This is a genomic window from Pseudoduganella namucuonensis (assembly GCF_900116645.1).
GTDB lineage: Bacteria > Pseudomonadota > Gammaproteobacteria > Burkholderiales > Burkholderiaceae_D > Rugamonas > Rugamonas namucuonensis.
In genome coordinates this window covers 47,359-65,043 of sequence record NZ_FPBO01000027.1, presented here as the reverse complement: position 1 = coordinate 65,043, position 17,685 = coordinate 47,359, and the positions used below count along the sequence as shown (strand labels likewise).

Annotated in this window: 8 protein-coding genes and 1 riboswitch; of the genes, 4 read left to right on the top strand and 4 right to left on the bottom strand. The window is 69.3% G+C overall.

Annotated features, from left to right (window positions below; translation table 11 throughout):
* Positions 1–34 precede the first annotated feature (34 nt).
* Positions 35–1,849, bottom strand: coding sequence for a DUF885 domain-containing protein (locus tag BM436_RS24275; protein ID WP_093558117.1), 1,815 nt, complete (start codon positions 1,847–1,849; stop codon positions 35–37).
* A gap of 185 nt (positions 1,850–2,034) precedes the next feature.
* On the opposite strand from BM436_RS24275, the gene BM436_RS24270 reads away from it, so the two are divergent.
* Positions 2,035–2,658 (top strand): helix-turn-helix domain-containing protein, encoded by a 624-nt coding sequence (locus tag BM436_RS24270; RefSeq protein ID WP_093558116.1) that lies wholly within the window; start codon positions 2,035–2,037, stop codon positions 2,656–2,658.
* On the opposite strand, the gene BM436_RS24265 is transcribed toward BM436_RS24270, so the two are convergent.
* Complete coding sequence (locus BM436_RS24265) at positions 2,655–3,818, bottom strand: HPP family protein (protein WP_093558115.1); 1,164 nt, start codon at positions 3,816–3,818, stop codon at positions 2,655–2,657. The two genes, BM436_RS24270 and BM436_RS24265, sit on opposite strands and share 4 nt — an antisense overlap.
* The gene (locus BM436_RS24260) at positions 3,818–4,300 is read right to left on the bottom strand and encodes an Lrp/AsnC family transcriptional regulator (protein ID WP_093558114.1); all 483 of its coding nucleotides are present in this window, start codon (positions 4,298–4,300) and stop codon (positions 3,818–3,820) included. The genes BM436_RS24265 and BM436_RS24260 overlap by 1 nt, the downstream gene beginning before the upstream one ends.
* A gap of 127 nt (positions 4,301–4,427) precedes the next feature.
* Between BM436_RS24260 and BM436_RS24255 the strand changes: the two genes are divergently transcribed.
* Both BM436_RS24255 and BM436_RS24250 read left to right on the top strand, forming a co-directional pair.
* Positions 4,428–5,990, top strand: a complete 1,563-nt coding sequence (locus BM436_RS24255) for an aminotransferase class V-fold PLP-dependent enzyme (RefSeq protein ID WP_093558113.1) — start codon at positions 4,428–4,430, stop codon at positions 5,988–5,990.
* A gap of 189 nt (positions 5,991–6,179) precedes the next feature.
* Complete coding sequence (locus BM436_RS24250; RefSeq protein ID WP_371859663.1) at positions 6,180–14,918, top strand: GH36-type glycosyl hydrolase domain-containing protein; 8,739 nt, start codon at positions 6,180–6,182, stop codon at positions 14,916–14,918.
* A gap of 5 nt (positions 14,919–14,923) precedes the next feature.
* Here the strand turns inward: BM436_RS24250 and BM436_RS24245 are convergent, their stop codons facing one another.
* Complete coding sequence (locus BM436_RS24245; RefSeq protein WP_093558111.1) at positions 14,924–15,499, bottom strand: TMEM165/GDT1 family protein; 576 nt, start codon at positions 15,497–15,499, stop codon at positions 14,924–14,926.
* Between the two features lie 89 nt (positions 15,500–15,588).
* Positions 15,589–15,697: riboswitch (yybP-ykoY riboswitch) on the bottom strand.
* 119 nt (positions 15,698–15,816) lie between these two features.
* Here BM436_RS24245 and BM436_RS24240 point away from each other — a divergent pair.
* Positions 15,817–17,670 carry a M1 family metallopeptidase gene (locus tag BM436_RS24240; protein WP_177307459.1) on the top strand — a complete coding sequence of 618 codons (1,854 nt, stop codon included), beginning with the start codon at positions 15,817–15,819 and terminating at the stop codon, positions 17,668–17,670.
* The last annotated feature ends 15 nt before the right edge of the window (positions 17,671–17,685 follow it).

Here is a 17,685-nt window from a genome sequence, read left to right as displayed (position 1 = left end):
GCCCCCGGCTATTCCGCCAAGATCCTTCCGTGGTTTATTTTGATGCAGCGATCCAGGCGTCGACCTTGGCTTCCAGCAGGCTGAGCGGCACGGTGCCGTCGCCCAGCACCACCTCGTGGAACTTGGGCAGGCTGAACTTGTCGCCCAGCGCCAGCTGCGCGCGCTGGCGCAGTTCCACGATCTTCAGCGATCCGATCTTGTAACCCAGCGCCTGGCCCGGCCACGCCATGTAGCGTTCCGTCTCGCTCTTGGCCACCGCGTCGTAGCCCAGCGTGTCGCGCATGTACCGGATGGTTTGTTCGCGCGTCCAGCCCTTGGCGTGCAGGCCGGTGTCCACCACCAGGCGCGTGGCGCGCAGCAGCTCGTCGTTCAGGTGGCCGAAGTACTGCGCCGGATCCTCGAACAGGCCCATCTCCTTGCCCAGCGTCTCCGCGTACAGCGCCCAGCCCTCGGTGAAGGCGTTGTTGCCGCCGAAGCGGCGGAACTTCGGCTGGTCCATCTCCTGCGTCAGCGCGATATGGAAGTGGTGGCCCGGTTTGCCCTCGTGCAGGAACAGCGTGTTCATGCCCGTGCTGCCGTACTTCGCCGGATCGTTCACCACCGACCAGAACACGCCAGGCCGCGAACCGTCCGCCGCCGGCGCCGTGTAGTGGTCGGCCGCCGTCGCGCGGCTCAACTCCGGCTCCAGGCGCAGGTCCAGCTTCGCCTTGGGCACCAGCGTGAACATGGCCGGCAGCTTGGTGTCCAGCAGGTCGTTCAGCTGGCGGTACACCGCCTGCACCTCGTCCTCCGTCTTGAACGGGTGGAACTTGGGCTGTTCGGACACCCACACCGGCAGGCCCGCCGCCGGTCCCGTGTAGCCCAGCTTGGGGCCGAGCAGCGCGAACTGCTGCTGGATGCGCGCCACCTCCTTCAGGCCGATGGCGTGGATCTCCTCCGGGCGCAGGCTGGTGGTGGTGGAGTCCGCGACGGCCGCCGCGTACCACTCCGCGCCTTGCGGCAGGGCGCTCCAGCCCGAGCTGTCGCGCGCGGCCGGCAGGTAGTCCGTCTCCACGAACGCCACCAGGCGCTCCAGCGCGGGGTTCAGTTTGATGGCGATGGTGTCGCGGTAGGCGGCCGTCAGGCGCCGCTTGTCGGCGTCCGCGAAGGAAGCCGGCAGTCTGGCGATGGGCGTGTAGTAGATGTTCGATTCGACGCTGGCGCTGGCCAGCTTCTTCAATTGCGGCAGCAGCGACACCACCAGCGCCTTCGGCAGCACCACCTTTTGCCGCATGCCGACGCGCATATTGGCGATGGCCTGGTCTATCCACGCCGGCAGTTGCCGCAGGCGGCTCAGGTAGGCCTCGTATTCCCTCACGGTGGCGATGGGCTGCGAGCCCTCGCCGCCGGCGAAGTTCGCCAGGGTCACCGGCATGCTGTCCATCTGGTTCAGCGGCAGCAGGTGCTCGGGGAAGCGCTCGAAGGAGAGCAGCGTTTTCAGCTCGAAGGCCAGCACGTCGTAGTTGATGCGGTCGCCGCGGTTCAGCCGCGCGCGCGGTATCGCCTTCAGGCGCTTGCTGTACGCGTGGTATTTGGCGTACTGCTTCGCGCGCACGGCGGGCGCGATGCTCATGCCGATCCGGTCGTCGAAGCGGTTGTCGCCGTTCTGCGTGGCGTCCACCGGCTCGTACTGCGCGATGGCGTCGTAGTACTCGTCGGCCAGTGCCAGCAATTGTTTTTTCGCGTAGGCCGCGCTGGTGGCGGGCGCTGTTTCCGCGGCGTGGGTGGCCGAGGGGGCGGCGGCACGGGCGGGCGCCCATGCCAGCAGGATGGCGGTGGCCAAAACGCCCAGGGTGATGCGATGCTTCATCGTCGTGATCCTGAAATGAGGGGAACGCCAATGTTACGTCATTGCCGGGCCGCGATCCACTGGGCAGACCGCCGTAAACGGTAGGTTGGCGGGCAAGTGTCGCCCGGTTGGCGGCAATCTGTCGTGGCGCTTTCGGTGTAAGCTGTGCATCCTCCAGTCCCGTTCTTCACAAACTGGAGCTCACAATGGACGACGAAATGAAGATAAATGCAAAAGCCGTTAGGCGCATGCGCACGGACCGCGCCTGGTCTCAGGAGCAATTGGCTGAAATCACGGACGTGAGCCTTCGCACGATTCAACGGGTCGAAGCGGATGGAAGTGCGTCGAGGGAGACCAAAATGGCCCTCGCCGCGGCCTTCAAGATCCATGTGCGCGATCTGTCGGAACCCGATGCCGGGGCACGCGAAACGGAAATGCCCGCGCCGTCGCCAGCGGGCACTGTCCCCAGGCGTTATGGTGTCGCGGGCCTGATTTCATTTCTTGCGTTCATCGCGGCGGGGAGTGCGATGTGGTTTCCATCGGAACATATTCCATTGAGCGTCATTAACCTGGCGTGCATGGTCGCGATCGCCACTGCGCTCTATTCCGGTTTTGGCTGGTACTTCTCTGGCCGGATCGCCCTTGCCACGCCGGCGCGCCGGACGGCGCAATTTGGATTCATCTTCGGCGCTGTGGCTTTATTGTTTTCCAGCTTTAGCGCGTCGCCGCGGGCCGCCGCGTCCTTGTACCTTCAAATGACGCTGTTCGCGTGCGCCATCCGCTTCGTGGTCGACTGGCACTTTTCCCGCAGGCGCCGAGTCGAACCTTAGGCGGCGGGCGCCTCGGCCAGCCGGTTCTCGTACAGCGCCGCCACCAGGTCGGACTGGGTGACGATGCCGGCGAAGCGCTCCTCCGCGTCCACCACGGGGATGTGGTGGTAGCCCGAGTCGGCCATCAGCGCCACCAGCTCCACGATGGGCGTGGCCACGGTGGCGGTGACCGGCTTGGCCTTCATGATCTGGCCCACCACCTCCGCCTTTTCCGTGTGCGTCACGCCGCTGCGGCGCAGGAAGCCGCGCAGGCGGGCGCGCATGCCGGCGTAGTCGTCCAGGCCGCTGCGGTCCAGGAAGTCGCCCTGCGTGACCAGGCCGATCACGCGGCGCGCGCGGTTCAGCACCGGCAGCGCCGCCACGCGGTGCGAACGCATCTCGCGCCACGCGCTTTCCAGCGGCGTGCCGAATTGCGCCGTCGCCACGTCCCTGGACATGATGTCGCCGCAGCGGATCACGCCGAAGCGGCGCTTGTAGGCCTGCAGCTCGGTCTGGATGAAGATCTCCTCCAGGTCGTCGCGGCTCACGTCCAGCACCTGGTTGTATTGCTTGAGGACGGCGTCCAGGTCCTCGGGCTTGAAGCCCAGCCGCATGGTCGGCACCGGGTCCTGCGTGGCGTGCGGATTCGGGTGCGGCGCCTGCTGCTGGTGCGGGTAGCGGCGCCCGGTCAGGTTGTTGTAGGCCATGGCGCCGATCACCATCAGCGTGGAGTTGAGCAGCACCGTCACCAGCGGGAACTCGAAGCCGGCCGCCAGGATCGCCGGCCCGCCCATGGCCGCCGTCAGCGCCACCGCGCCGCCGGGCGGATGCAGGCAGCGCAGCGCGAACATGGCGGCGATGGCCAGGCAGACGGCCAGCGCCGCCACCGGCGCGCCGCCGCCCAGCCAGCGCGCGCAGGCCGCGCCGACCAGGCCGGACACGACGTTGCCGCCGATGACGGACCAGGGCTGCGCCAGCGGGCTGGCGGGCAGGCAGAACAGCAGCACGGCGGAGGCGCCCATGGGCGCGGCCAGGAAGGCGAAAGTCAGGTGGTCCGGCAGCATCGCGCGGCTCAGCAGGCCGGTGGCCAGCAGCGCCAGGATGGCGCCCGAGCAGGCCCGCGCGCGTTCGCGGAAGGAGGTGTGGCTGGTGGCGGGGAGTAGCGAGGTCAGAAAGTTCATCAGGGTGTTCCGTGCGAGACCAGGTGCAGCGGCAGCGCGGTGGTGTATTTAATCTGTTCCATGGAGAACGCCGATGATACCCCGGACAGCTGGGTGGCCCTGATCAGTTTTTTGTAAAAGCGGTCGTAGCCCTCGATATCGGTGGTCACCACCTTCAGCAGGTAGTCGATGTCGCCGCTCATGCGGTGGAATTCCTGCACCTCGGGCAGCGCCTCGACGGCGGCGGCGAAGCGGGCCAGCCATTTCTCGTCGTGCTGGCTGGTGCGCACGCTGACGAACACCGTCACCGGCAGCCCGGCCTTGCGCCGGTTGACGATGGCCACGCGCTTTTCGATGTAGCCCTCGTCCTGCAGCCGTTTCAGCCTTTTCCAGCAGGGCGTGCTGGACAGCCCCACCTTCTCGGCCAGCTCGGCGACGGACAGCGTGCCGTCCAGCTGCAGCGCGCCCAGGATGGCGTAGTCGTGGCGGTCGAGTTGGTTCATTCTATAAATCGGAAAAAAATAGCATGTGTATGCTGAATTATGCGCTTTATCAGCCGGATTTGGAATGTATGGTTTCGCGCCCTTGCGTAAGCTGTCCGGTACCTGAAACATTTCCGCACATCACGCCATGCACAACGAAATCTACCTCGACGGCAACGCCACCAGCCCCGTCCTTCCCGCCGCCGTCACCGCCGCCGTGCACGCCATGCGCGATTGCTACGGCAACCCGAGCAGCACCCACTCCAGCGGCCTGCGGGCGCGCGCGCTGCTGGACGGCGCGCGCCGCCGCGCCGTGCGGCTGCTGGGCGTGGGCGAGGGCAGGCTGATGTTCAACAGCGGCGCCACCGAGGGCATACAGACATCCGTGCTGTCGGCCCTGTGCGCGCTGCGCGAACGGCGCGACGCCGGCGAGGCCATCGGTTCGCTGCTGGTCTACGGCGCCACCGAGCACAAGGCCGTGCCGGAGAGCCTGGCGCACTGGAACCGGCTGCTCGGCCTGAATCTCGAGCTGAGCGCGCTGCCGGTGGACGGCGACGGCCGCCACGACCTGGCCGGGCTGGCCGCGCTGCTGCCGCGAACGGCCATGCTGTGCACCATGGCGGCCAACAACGAGACCGGCGTGCTGTCCGACATCGCCGGCATCGAGCAAGTGCTGAACGCCAGCGGCAGCCGCGCCTACTGGCTGGTCGATTGCGTGCAGGCGCTGGGCAAGTTCCAGTTGAACCTGGCGCGCAGCCGCATCGACTACGCGCCGTTCTCCGGCCACAAGCTGTACGCGCCCAAGGGAATCGGCATGCTGTACGTGCGCGCCGGCGCCCCGTTCACGCCGCTGATCGTGGGCGGCGGCCAGGAGGGCGCGTTGCGCTCCGGCACCGAGAACATGGCCGGCGTGGCCGCGCTGGACGCCGTGCTGGCCGCGCTGGAGCGGGGCGGCGTGTTCCACGCGCACGAGGAATTGTGCGGCTTCCGCGACCGCCTGGCGGCCAGCCTGCGCCAGGCCTGGCCCGGCGTGGTGTTCAACGCCCCGTTCGAGCACGCGCTGCCCACCACCTTGAACTTTTCCGTGCCCGGCCTGTCCAGCCGCGAATTGATGGACGTGCTCGACGCTGCCGGCGTGCGCGTCAGTTCCGGCAGCGCCTGTTCCTCCGCCAAGGCCGCGCCCAGCTACGTGCTGCAGGCCATGGGCGTACCGCTGTGGCGCAGCGCGTCCGCCATCCGCATGTCCTTCGGCCCGCTGGTGGCCGAGGCCGACATTGCCGCCGCCTGCGAGCGCATCGCCCGTTGCGGCGAGGCGCTGCGCGCGTCCGAACGGCCGCCGGCGCCGCCGGAGGATGTGTTGCACGCCGATAACGGCGACGAAACCGGCGAAGCGCCGGCGGACATGCACCTCAGCCATGCTGCGCTGCAAGAAATGTTGCGCGACCACCCGGACGCCGTCCTGGTCGACGTGCGGGAAAGCCACGAGCACATGGCCGGCGCGGGCGCCGGCCCGGCCGGCCGCGCCATGCTGAACGTGCCGCTGGGCCGGTTGGACGAGCACATCCCCGGCTGGCTGGGCGGCGACGGCGCGCCCCTGGTGTTCCTGTGCCGCAGCGGCGCCCGCAGCGGCAAGGCCGCCGCCCGCCTGCGGCGCCTGGGCTACGCCCAAGCCTACGACCTCGCCGGCGGCATGGCCCTGCAAGCGAACTGAGCCCCATTTGGGGCCTGGCCCCAAATGGGGCTCGGTTCGCTTTTTGTTGCGCCGCACCCTGGATGTGTACGCTAGCGCACAGTGACCATGCGTGCGCCTCCGTACTATCGTTCGGACCATACTTTGACATCCCTCATCAGGGAAAACAGCGAGGTCCAATTGAACGAGCATCCCCCTTTCTTGCGCGGCATAAAGTTTGGTTTTCGGGAGGCTACTGCAGGTGCGTCGCCGACGGGCGCGGAGGATGATGATTCCCCGCTGCGCGCCGAGCTGTTCAGCGCGCTGCAGATGGCGGCCCATGGCAAGGTGTTGGCCGCCAACCATGAACTGAGCCCGCGCGGCGGCCCCGACCGTCTGCTGGCGCGTCTGCGTGAGAACGCCGACGTCATTTCCCGCACCTGCGACGAGCTGACCGCCGCCGTCAAGACCGCGCGACAGATCACGCCGGCCTCCGAGTGGCTGCTGGACAACTCCTACCTGATCGAGGAGCAGATCCGCACCGCGCGGCGCCACCTGCCCAAGAATTACAGCAAGGAACTGCCGCGCCTGGCCAAGGGCGCGCCCGACGGCACCCCGCGCGTCTACCAGATCGCGCTGGAGATCATCGCCCACGGCGACGGCCGCGTCGATCCCGAGAGCCTGTGCCGCTTCGTCGACGCCTACCAGGAGGTCACCAAGCTGAAACTGGGCGAGCTGTGGGCCATCCCCATCATGCTGCGCCTGGCGCTGATCGAGAACCTGCGCCGGGTGGCCGCGCGCGTGGCCGAGAACCGCCTGCAGCGCGACCTGGCCAACACCTGGGCCGACCAGATGATGGAGATCGCCGACAAGAACCCCAGCGGCCTGATCCTGCTGGTGGCCGACATGGCGCGCTCCAACCCGCCCATCACCAGCGGCTTCGTGGCCGAGCTGGCGCGCCGCATGCAGGGCCAGAGCACGGCGCTGAACCTGGCGCTGACCTGGCTGACCCACCGCCTGGCCGAGACCGGCCAGACCATCGAGCAGCTGGTACAGGCCGAGATCCAGCAGCAGGCCGCCGAGCAGGTCTCCATCGCCAACAGCATCGGCAGCCTGCGCTTCCTGGGCACCATGGACTGGCAGGAGTTCGTCGAAACCATGAGCGTGGTCGAGCAGACCCTGCGCATGGACCCGGTCGACGTCTACGGCGAGATGGACTTCTCCACCCGCGACCAGTACCGCCACGTGATCGAGAAGCTCGCCCGCCGTTCGCGTCTCAGCGAGCAGGAGATCGCCGCCATGGCGCTGCAACTGGCGCGCAACAACCGCGACACCGGCGACCCGCGCCACGGCCACGTCGGCTTCTACCTGGTCGACCGCGGCGTGCTGGCGCTGGAGCGACAGGCCGGCGTGCGCTGGCCGATGTGGGACGCGCTGCAGCGCACCGCGCGCGCCTCGCCGCTGACGTCCTACCTGGGCGCGGTGGCCGCCGTCACCGTGGTGGCGGCCGGCATGATGTTCGACCGCGCCATGCGCGACGGCGTGGATGGCTGGGCGCTGGCGCTGCTGGCCGTGCTGGCGCTGCTGGCCAGCACCCAGCTGGGCCTGGCGCTGGTGAACTGGGCCGCGACGCTGCTGACCCGCCCGAACCCGCTGCCGCGCATGGATTACCGCGACGGCATCCCGTCCAACGCGCGCGCGCTGGTGGCCGTGCCCACGCTGATCTACAGCAAGGAGAACGTCGACGAGCTGATCGAGCAGCTGGAGGTGCGCTTCCTGGCCAACCGCGACCGCAACCTGCGCTTCTGCCTGCTGACCGACTTCGCCGACGCCAAGGAGGAGACGCTGGCGTCCGACGCGGCGCTGCTGCTGCAGGCGCAGGAGGGCATCCGCCGCCTGAACCAGAAATACACGGCCGGCGAGGACGTCACGCCGCACGGCGCGGCGGCCACCGCCGGGCCGGCCGGCCACGCGTCCAACGGCCCCTTCCTGCTGCTGCACCGGCCGCGGCTGTACAACCGCGCCGAGGGCGTGTGGATGGGGCGCGAACGCAAGCGCGGCAAGCTCGAGGAGCTGAACCGCTTCCTGCGCGGCGGCGCCCGCGAATGCTTCTCGCTGGTGGTGGGCGACGTGGGCGAGCTGGAGACCATCCGCTACGTGATCACGCTCGACACCGACACCCAGCTGCCGCGCGACGCCGCGCGCCAGTTCGTGGCCACCATGCAGCACCCGCTGAACCGGCCGCGGGTGGACCCGCACCGCAACCGCGTGGTCGAGGGCTACGGCATCCTGCAGCCGCGGGTGGCGGTCAGCCTGCCCAGCGAGAACGCCTCGCGCTACGAGAAGCTGTGCGGCGGCGAGCCGGGCATCGACCCCTACACCCGCACCGTGTCCGACGTCTACCAGGACGTGTTCTACGAGGGCTCCTTCATCGGCAAGGGCATCTACGACGTGGACGTGTTCGAGCAGGTGCTGGGCGGCCGGCTGCCGGAGAACCGCATCCTCAGCCACGACCTGCTGGAGGGCTGCTACCTGCGCGCCGGCCTGCTGAGCGACGCCCAGCTCTACGAGCAATACCCGGCCCGCTACAGCGACGACATCACGCGCCGCCAGCGCTGGATGCGCGGCGACTGGCAGTTGCTGTCGTGGCTGATGCCGTCCACGCCGCTGCCGGGCGCCGACCGCGAGGGGACGCAGGCCCGCGCCCAGGCGCGCACCCAGGCCCGGCGCCGCGAGCGCAACCCGCTGTCCGCGCTGTCGCGCTGGAAGCTGTTCGACAACCTGCGCCGCAGCCTGGTGGCGCCGGTGCTGACCCTGTCGCTGCTGCTGGCCTGGATAGCGCTGCCCAACCCGTGGTACTGGACCGCCGCCGTGCTGGCGGTGATCTTCCTGCCGCCGCTGGCCAGCGCCGTGTACGACCTGCTGCGCCGGCCGCGCGACACGCTGTGGAGCCAGCACATCGCGCAATCGCTGTGGCGCAGCCGCCTGCATTTCGCGCACGCGCTGCTGACGCTGGTGTTCCTGCCCTACGAAAGCTACATCAGCCTGGACGCCATCGTGCGCACCGGCTGGCGGCTGCTGTTCTCGCGCCGCCACTTGCTGGAATGGCGCGCCTCCGCGCTGGCGCGCGGCGGCGACTCGCTGGCCGACCACTGGCGCGGCATGTGGGCCTCGCCCGCCATCGCGCTGGCGGCCGGCGCCGCCCTGGTGGCCTGGCGCCCGGGCGCGATCGGCCCGGCGCTGCTGTTCCTGGCGGCCTGGCTGGGCGCGCCGGTGGTGGCGTGGTGGATCAGCCTTCCGCTGCCGCGCGAGCAGGCGGTGCTGACGGAGGAGCAGAACCGCTTCCTGCACACGCTGGCGCGCAAGACCTGGGGCTATTTCGAAACCTTCGTCGGACCCCAGGACAACTGGCTGCCGCCGGACAATATGCAAGAGCATCCGACCCAGGTGATCGCCCACCGCACCTCGCCCACCAACATCGGCATGGCGCTGCTGGCCAACCTGAGCGCGCACGACTTCGGCTACATCGGCGGCGGCGAGCTGGTGGCGCGCACCGCCGCCACCATGCGCAGCATGGCCCAGCTGGAACGCCACCAGGGCCATTTCTACAACTGGTACGACACGCTGAGCATGAAGCCGCTGCATCCCGTCTACATCTCGACGGTGGACAGCGGCAACCTGGCCGGCCACCTGCTGACCCTGCAGCAGGGCCTGCTGCACCAGCTGGACCAGCCCATCGCCGGCGTGCAACTGCTGGACGGCATCGTCACCACCATCGACGTGCTGCACGAGGCCGCCGCCGCGGCCGGCGCCGCCGTGCCCGAGCAGCTGCTGGCGCTGCGGCGCGACGCCGCCGCCGTGCTGCCGCTGTTCCCGGCCAGCCTGGTCGACATGCACGCCTGGCTCAAGCGCGCGGCCGAGGCCAGCGCCGCCTTCGATCCCGGCCACGAGGCCGCCGCCGACCCCGCCGTGCGCCACTGGGCCGCGGCGCTGGCCGCGCAGTGCCGCGCCGCGCTGGACGACCTGCTGGAGTTGGCGCCGTGGATCACGGCCGGCGAGATCTTCGACGCCAACATGATGCGCATCCCCACGCTGCGCGAACTGGCCGGCATGCCGGCCAGCGGCAGCCCGCAGTCCGACCTGGCGCCCAGCGAACGCGAACGCCAGCAGGTGCTGGCGGCGCTGGTGGAGCGCGGCAGCATCAGGGCGCGCGAGCGCATCGCCGAGCTGACCGACCTGGCGCGCCAGGCGCAGGAATACGCGCAGGTGGAATACGGCTTCCTGTTCAACCCCACCACCAACCTGCTGGCGATCGGCTACAACGTCACCGAGCGGCGCCTGGACGCCAGCTATTACGACCTGCTGGCCTCCGAGGTGCGGCTGGCCAGCTTCGTCGCCATCGCCCAGGGCCAGCTGCCGCAGGAGCACTGGTTCGCGCTGGGCCGCCAGCTGTGCATCCTGAACGGCGAGCCGGTGCTGCTGTCGTGGTCCGGCTCCATGTTCGAATACCTGATGCCGCTGCTGGTGATGCCGAACTACCCGGAGACGCTGCTGGACCAGACCTACCAGTCCGTCATCACCGCGCAGATCGAGTACGGCAAGCAGCGCAGCGTGCCGTGGGGGATCTCCGAGTCCGGCTACAACACCACCGACGCCTCGCTCAACTACCAGTACCGCGCCTTCGGCGTGCCCGGCCTGGGCCTGAAGCGCGGCCTGGCGGACGACCTGGTGATCGCGCCCTACGCCACCATGCTGGGCCTGATGGTGCGCGCCGAGGCCGCGTGCGTCAACCTGCAGCGCATGGCCGCCATGGGCTTCATGGGCCGCTACGGCTTCTACGAGGCGGTCGACTTCACGGCGGCGCGCCTGCCGCGCGGCCAGAGCCACGCGGTGATCCGCTCCTTCATGGTGCACCACCAGGGCATGGGCCTGCTGGCGCTGAGCTTCCTGCTGCACGACCGGCCCATGCAGCGCCGCTTCGAGGCCGACCCGCTGCTGCAATCGACGCTGCTGGTGCTGCAGGAGCGCAGCCCGCAGGCGGGCGCCTTCTATTCCAACACGGCCGAGCAGGCCGCCATCCGCAGCACGGCGCAGGAGCAGTCCATGATGCCGATGCGGATCCTGGGTCAGGCCGCCACGCCGGTGCCGGAGACGCAGCTGCTGTCGAACGGCCGCTACCATGTGATGGTGACCAACGCCGGCGGCAGCTACAGCCGCTGGAAGGACCTGGCCGTGACCCGCTGGCGCGAGGACAGCACGCGCGACAACTGGGGCAACTTCTGCTACGTGCGCGACCTGGAGGACGGCGCCTTCTGGTCCACCACCTACCAGCCCACCCTGGTCGAGCCGCGCAAGTACGAGGTGATCTTCTCCGAGGGCCGCGCCGAGTTCCGCCGCACCGACCGCGAACTGGAGCTGTACACCGAGATCGTGGTCTCGCCGGAGGACGACATCGAGATGCGGCGCACCCGCATCACCAACAAGTCCGACCGCCGCCGCACCATCGAGGTGACCAGCTTCGCCGAGGTGGTGATGGCGCCGGCCGCCGCCGACGCGGCGCACCCGGCCTTCTCCAAGCTGTTCGTGCAGACCGAGGTGCTGCCGCACGAGACGGCCATCCTGTGCACCCGCCGCCCGCGCGGCAAGGACGAGCACATGCCCTACATGCTGCACCTGATGACCTTGCACGACGCCTCGGTCAGCAGCGTGTCCTACGAGACCGACCGCTCGAAGTTCCTGGGCCGCGGCAACACGGCGATCGCGCCGCGCGCCATGATCGACGAGGGGCCGCTGAGCGGCGCCGAGGGCTCGGTGCTGGACCCCATCGTGGCGATCCGCTACCAGGTGGTGCTGGAGCCGGACGAGTCGGCCGTGGTCGACATCGTCACCGGCATGACCGACACGCGCGAGGCCGCGCTGCACCTGATCGACAAGTACCAGGACCGCCACCTGGCCGACCGCGTGTTCGAACTGGCCTGGACCCACAGCCAGGTGGTGCTGCGCCAGCTCAACGCCAGCGAGACCGACGCCCAGCTGTACGGCCGCCTGGCCAACAGCGTGATCTACCCGAACGCCGCGCTGCGCGCCGACGCCGGCATCCTGACGCGCAACCAGCGCGGCCAGTCCGGCCTGTGGGCCTACGCGATCTCGGGCGACCTGCCCATCGTGCTGCTGCAGATCCGCGACCCGGCCAACATCGAGCTGGCGCGCCAGATGGTGCAGGCGCACGCCTACTGGCGCCTGAAGGGGCTGGTGGTGGACCTGGTGATCTGGTACGAGGACCTGTCCGGCTACCGCCAGGCGCTGCACGACCAGATCATGGGCCTGATCGCCTCCGGCATCGACGCCCAGGCCATCGACCGCCCGGGCGGCATCTTCGTGCGCATGGGCGAGCAGATCGCGCCGGACGACCGGGTGCTGCTGCAGTCGGTGGCGCGCGTCATCGTCAGCGACGAGCGCGGCACGCTGGCCGAGCAGATCAAGCGGCCCGGCCCGGCGCCGCTGCGCATGCCGCCGCTGATGGCCGACACCCGCGGCGAGTATTCGGACGCCGGCCCCAACACGCGCCGCCCGCACGGGCTGATCCTGGACAACGGCATGGGCGGCTTCTCGGCCGACGGCCGCGAGTACGTGATCGTCACCGGCGCCAACCAGCGCACCCCGGCGCCCTGGTCCAACGTGCTGGCCAACCCGCAGTTCGGCAGCGTGATCTCGGAGAGCGGCCAGGCCTACACCTGGCAGGAGAACGCGCACGAGTACCGCCTCACGCCGTGGCACAACGACCCGGTGTCCGACGCCAGCGGCGAGGCCTTCTACCTGCGCGACGAGCAGAGCGGGCAGGTGTGGTCGCCCACGGCGCTGCCGGCCCGCGGCGCCGGCGACTACGTCACGCGCCACGGTTTCGGCTACAGCGTGTTCGAGCACACCGAGGCCGGCGTCACCTCCGAGCTGACCACCTTCGTGGCGCTGGACGCGCCGGTGCGCTACACCGTCATCAAGGTGCGCAACGACTCGCTGATCAACCGCCGCCTGTCCGTCACCGGCTACGTCGAGTGGGTGCTGGGCGACATGCGCTCCAAGTCCGGCATGCACATCATCACCGAGGTGGACGCGGTCAGCGGCGCGCTGCTGGCCAGGAACCCGTACAACACCGAGTTCTCCGGCCGCGTGGCCTTCTTCAACGCCGACGCCAGCCTGCGCTCGGTGACGGCCGACCGCGCCGAGTTCGTCGGCCGCAACGGCACGCTGGCCAGTCCGGCCGCGCTCAAGCGCTCGCGCCTGTCCGGCAAGGTCGGCACGGCGCTCGACAGCTGCGGCGCGATCCAGGCGCCGTTCGACCTGATGCCGGGCCAGGAGCGCGAGATCGTGTTCATCCTCGGCCTGGGCGGGCGCCGCAACGCCGACGCCTCCAGCCTGGTGCAGAAGCACGGCGGCCTGGCCGCCGCGCGCGAGACGCTGGCGGCCGTGCGCGCGCACTGGGACCGGGTGCTGGGCGCGGTGCAGATCACCACGCCGGAACCGGCCATCGACGTCATCGCCAACGGCTGGCTGATGTACCAGACCATCGCCTGCCGCATGTGGGCGCGCAGCGGCTACTACCAGTCCGGCGGCGCCTTCGGCTTCCGCGACCAGCTGCAGGACGCGATGGCCATGGTGCACACCGAACCGAGGATCCTGCGCGACCACATCGTGCTGTGCTGCGCCCACCAGTTCCTGGAGGGCGACGTGCAGCACTGGTGGCACCCGCCGTCGGACCGCGGCGTGCGCACGCACTGCTCGGACGACTACCTGTGGCTGCCGCTGGCCGTGTGGCGCTACGTCTCCAGCACCGGCGACGTCAGCGTGCTGGGCGAGGTGGTGCACTTCCTGGAGGGGCGCCCCGTCAAGCAGGAGGAGGATTCCTACTACGACCTGCCGGTGCGCTCGGCGCAGACGGGCGACGTCTACGAGCACTGCGTGCGCGCCATCCGCAACGGCCTGCGCTTCGGCGCGCACGGCCTGCCGCTGATCGGCTCCTGCGACTGGAACGACGGCATGGACAAGGTGGGCGAGGAGGGCAAGGGCGAGAGCGTGTGGCTGGCCTTCTTCCTGTTCGACGTGCTGCAGCGCTTCGCCGGCGTGGCCGAGCGCAAGGGCGACGGCCCGTTCGCCGCCGAGTGCCGCGAGGAGGCGGGCAAGCTGGCCGCCAACGTCGAGCAGAACGCGTGGGACGGCCAGTGGTACCGCCGCGCCTATTTCGACGACGGCACGCCGCTGGGCTCGCACGAGAACGAGGAATGCCAGATCGACTCCATCTCGCAAAGCTGGGGCGTGCTGTCCGGCGCGGCCAACAAGGAGCGCGTGCACGGCGCCATGGAGCAGGTCGACCAGCGCCTGGTGCGGCGCGACCACGGCCTGATCCAGCTGCTCGACCCGCCGTTCGACAAGGCCGACCCGAATCCGGGCTATGTCCGCGGCTACGTGCCGGGCGTGCGCGAGAACGGCGGCCAGTACACCCACGCCGCGATCTGGACCGTGATGGCCTTCGCCAAGATGGGCAACGTGGAGCGCGCCTGGGAGCTGATGCGGATGATCAATCCGGTGCGGCACGGCTCGACCTGGGAGTCGAGCATGGTGTACAAGGTGGAGCCCTACGTGGTGACGGCCGACGTGTACGCCGTGTCGCCGCACGTGGGCCGGGGCGGCTGGAGCTGGTACACCGGGTCCTCGGGCTGGATGTACCGGCTGATCCTGGAATCGCTGCTGGGCCTGACGCGCTCGGCCGACAAGCTGACCCTCGATCCCAAGGTTCCCGGAGACTGGGACGGCTACACGCTGCGCTACCGCTTCGGCGGCAGCGAATACACGATCGAGGTGGCGCGCGGCGCGCCGGGATTGACGGTCGACGGGGTTGCGCAGGCCGGCAACGACATCCCGCTGGTCGACGACGGCCAGCCGCACCGCGTGATCCTCGGCCTGCCGCGGCAGTGACGACGTCAGCCAATCAGGCCGTCGCCCGCCCCCAGCAGGGTCGCCACGCCCAGCGCCGCGAAGATCAGCGCCGCGATCCCGTGCACCAGCTTGAGCGGCACCCTGGTGGCCGCGCTCCTGCCCAGGTAGACGGCCGGCACGTTGGCCAGCATCATGCCGAGGGTGGTGCCCATCACCACCGCCGCCAGGCTGTCGAAGCGGGCCGCCAGCGCCACGGTGGCGATCTGCGTCTTGTCGCCCATCTCGGCCAGGAAGAAGGCGATCACCGTGGTCGCGAACACGCCGTACCTGGCCGCCGGCCGCGCGTCCTCGTCGATCTCGTCCGGCACCAGTATCCAGCCCGCCATGGCGATGAAGGACAGGCCCAGCACCCAGCGCAGCGCGTCCGGCCCCAGCAGGGTGGTGACGAAGGCGCCGGCGGCGCCGGCGAAGGCGTGGTTGAGCACGGTGGCCGTGAAGATGCCCAGCACGATGGGCACGGGACGGCGGAATTGCGCGGCGAGCAGGAAGGCGAGCAGCTGGGTTTTGTCGCCGATTTCGGCCAGGGCCACGATGCCCGCGGAGATGAGGAAAGCTTCCATGATGGGGTGATCTCAAGGGCCGGACGTTAACCAATGATCCAAGGGCGGCTCCGGCCCATAGCGGCCGCCCCTCGATCAATGGTCTCGTCAAGCCAGCGGTGCTGGCCACCTGCGCCACGGCCTGCGGGCCGATCATGTTGACACAGGTTCTTCCGGCGGGACCGGAAGCCGACTACTCCCCAAAGTTCAGGCCGCATGATAGCACAGCGAGCGCGCCGCGCCGCGCGGTTCACGGGCGCCTGGGTATGCTATTCTGCACCGCCGCTTCGCCAGTCACGAACATGGCGGGCGTTTTTCTCAACAAGACGAATGAGCCTATGCGAACGACTATCCCTCTGCGCAGAACGCTGTGCGCGCTGCTGGCCGGCATCGGCATGGCCGCCCACGCCGACCCGCTCAGCTACGCGCGCTACGACCAGGTCCGCACCACCAACCTGCACCTCGACCTGAAGGCCGATTTCGGCAGCAAGACGCTGTCCGGCTACGCCGAGCTCACGCTGAACTGGCTGGACAAGTCCGCCCGCGCGCTGGTGCTCGACACCCGCCAGTTGAACATCGCCCGCGTGCAGGTGCTGCAGCCCAACGGCCGCTGGAGCGCCGCCTCCTACATGCTGGACAAGCCGGACCCCGAGAAGGGCCAGGCCCTGCGCATCTCGCTGCCAACGCAGCCGGAGAAGGTGCGCGTCTACTACCGCACCGCCCCCACCGCGCCCGCGCTGCAGTGGATGACGCCGCAGCAGACCATGTCCGGCAAGCGGCCCTTCATGTTCAGCCAGTCCGAGACCATCGACGCGCGGTCGTGGGCGCCGGTGCAGGACACGCCGGCCGTGCGCTTCACCTACAGCGCGCGGGTGGACGCCCCGTCCGGCCTGCGCGTGGTGATGAGCGCCGAGAACGACCCCAAGGCCACCGGCGCCGGCGGCTGGAAGTTCAAGATGCCGCAGCCCATCCCGTCCTACCTGCTGGCCATCGCCATCGGCGAGATCGAGGTGCGCGACCTCGGCCCGCGCACCGCCGTCTACGCCGAGCCGGCGCGCATCGAGGCCGCCGCCTACGAGCTGGCCGACACCGAGAAGATGGTGGCCGCCGCCGAGGCGCTGTACGGCCCCTACCGGTGGGGACGCTACGACATGATCGTGCTGCCGCCGTCCTTCCCCATCGGCGGCATGGAAAACCCGCGCATGACCTTCCTCACGCCGACCATGATCGCGGGCGACCGCAGCCTGGTCGACCTGATCGCGCATGAACTGGCGCACTCCTGGTCCGGCAACCTGGTCACCAACGCCACCTGGAAGCACTGGTGGCTGAACGAGGGCTTCACCACCTACGTCACCACCCGCATCGTGGAAAGCATCTACGGCGCGGAGGTGGCGCAGATGGGCCTGCAGCTGGAGCAGGAGGAGCTGTTCATCTCGCTCAAGGACATCCCGACCGCGAAGCAGGCGCTGATCACGCGCGACCCGGACGGCAACCCGTCCCAGACCTACACCGACGAGGGCCTGGCCTATCCCAAGGGCGCCTGGCTGCTGCACACGCTGGAGCAGCGCGCCGGCCGCGAGGTGTTCGATCCCTTCCTGCGCGGCTGGTTCGACCAGCACGCCTTCCAGTCCGCCACCACCGAGCAGTTCGTGGCCTACCTGCGCAAGAACCTGCTGGACAAGTATCCGGACGTGATGACGCAGAACGAACTGGAGGAATGGCTGCACGGCGCCGGCGTGCCCGGCACCGCCAAGCGCGCCGTGTCGCCGCGCCTGACCGCGCTGGACGCGCAGCGCGACCAGTGGCTGAAGGGCGAGTTGACGACGGCGACGCTGGACACCAAGAACTGGATCGCCATCGAATGGATGCACTTCCTGAACGGCATCGACGGCAAGGCCACCGCCGCCCAGTTGAAGGAGCTGGACCATGCCTTCGGCCTGGCCAGGAGCGGCAACAACGAGGTGGCGTTCCGCTTCCAGCTGGCGTCCGTGAAGGCCGGCCACGACGTGCGCGAACCGCTGAGCGCCTTCCTGATGAAGGTGGGCCGCAAGAAGTTCGTGGTGCCGCTGTACACCGCGCTGTTCAAGAGCCCCACCGACCGCGAATGGGCGCTGGCCCTGTACAAGCAGGCGCGCCCGCGCTACCACCCGGACACCCAGGCCAATGTGGACAAGGTGCTGAACAGGAAATGAGCGCGATGAGGAAGA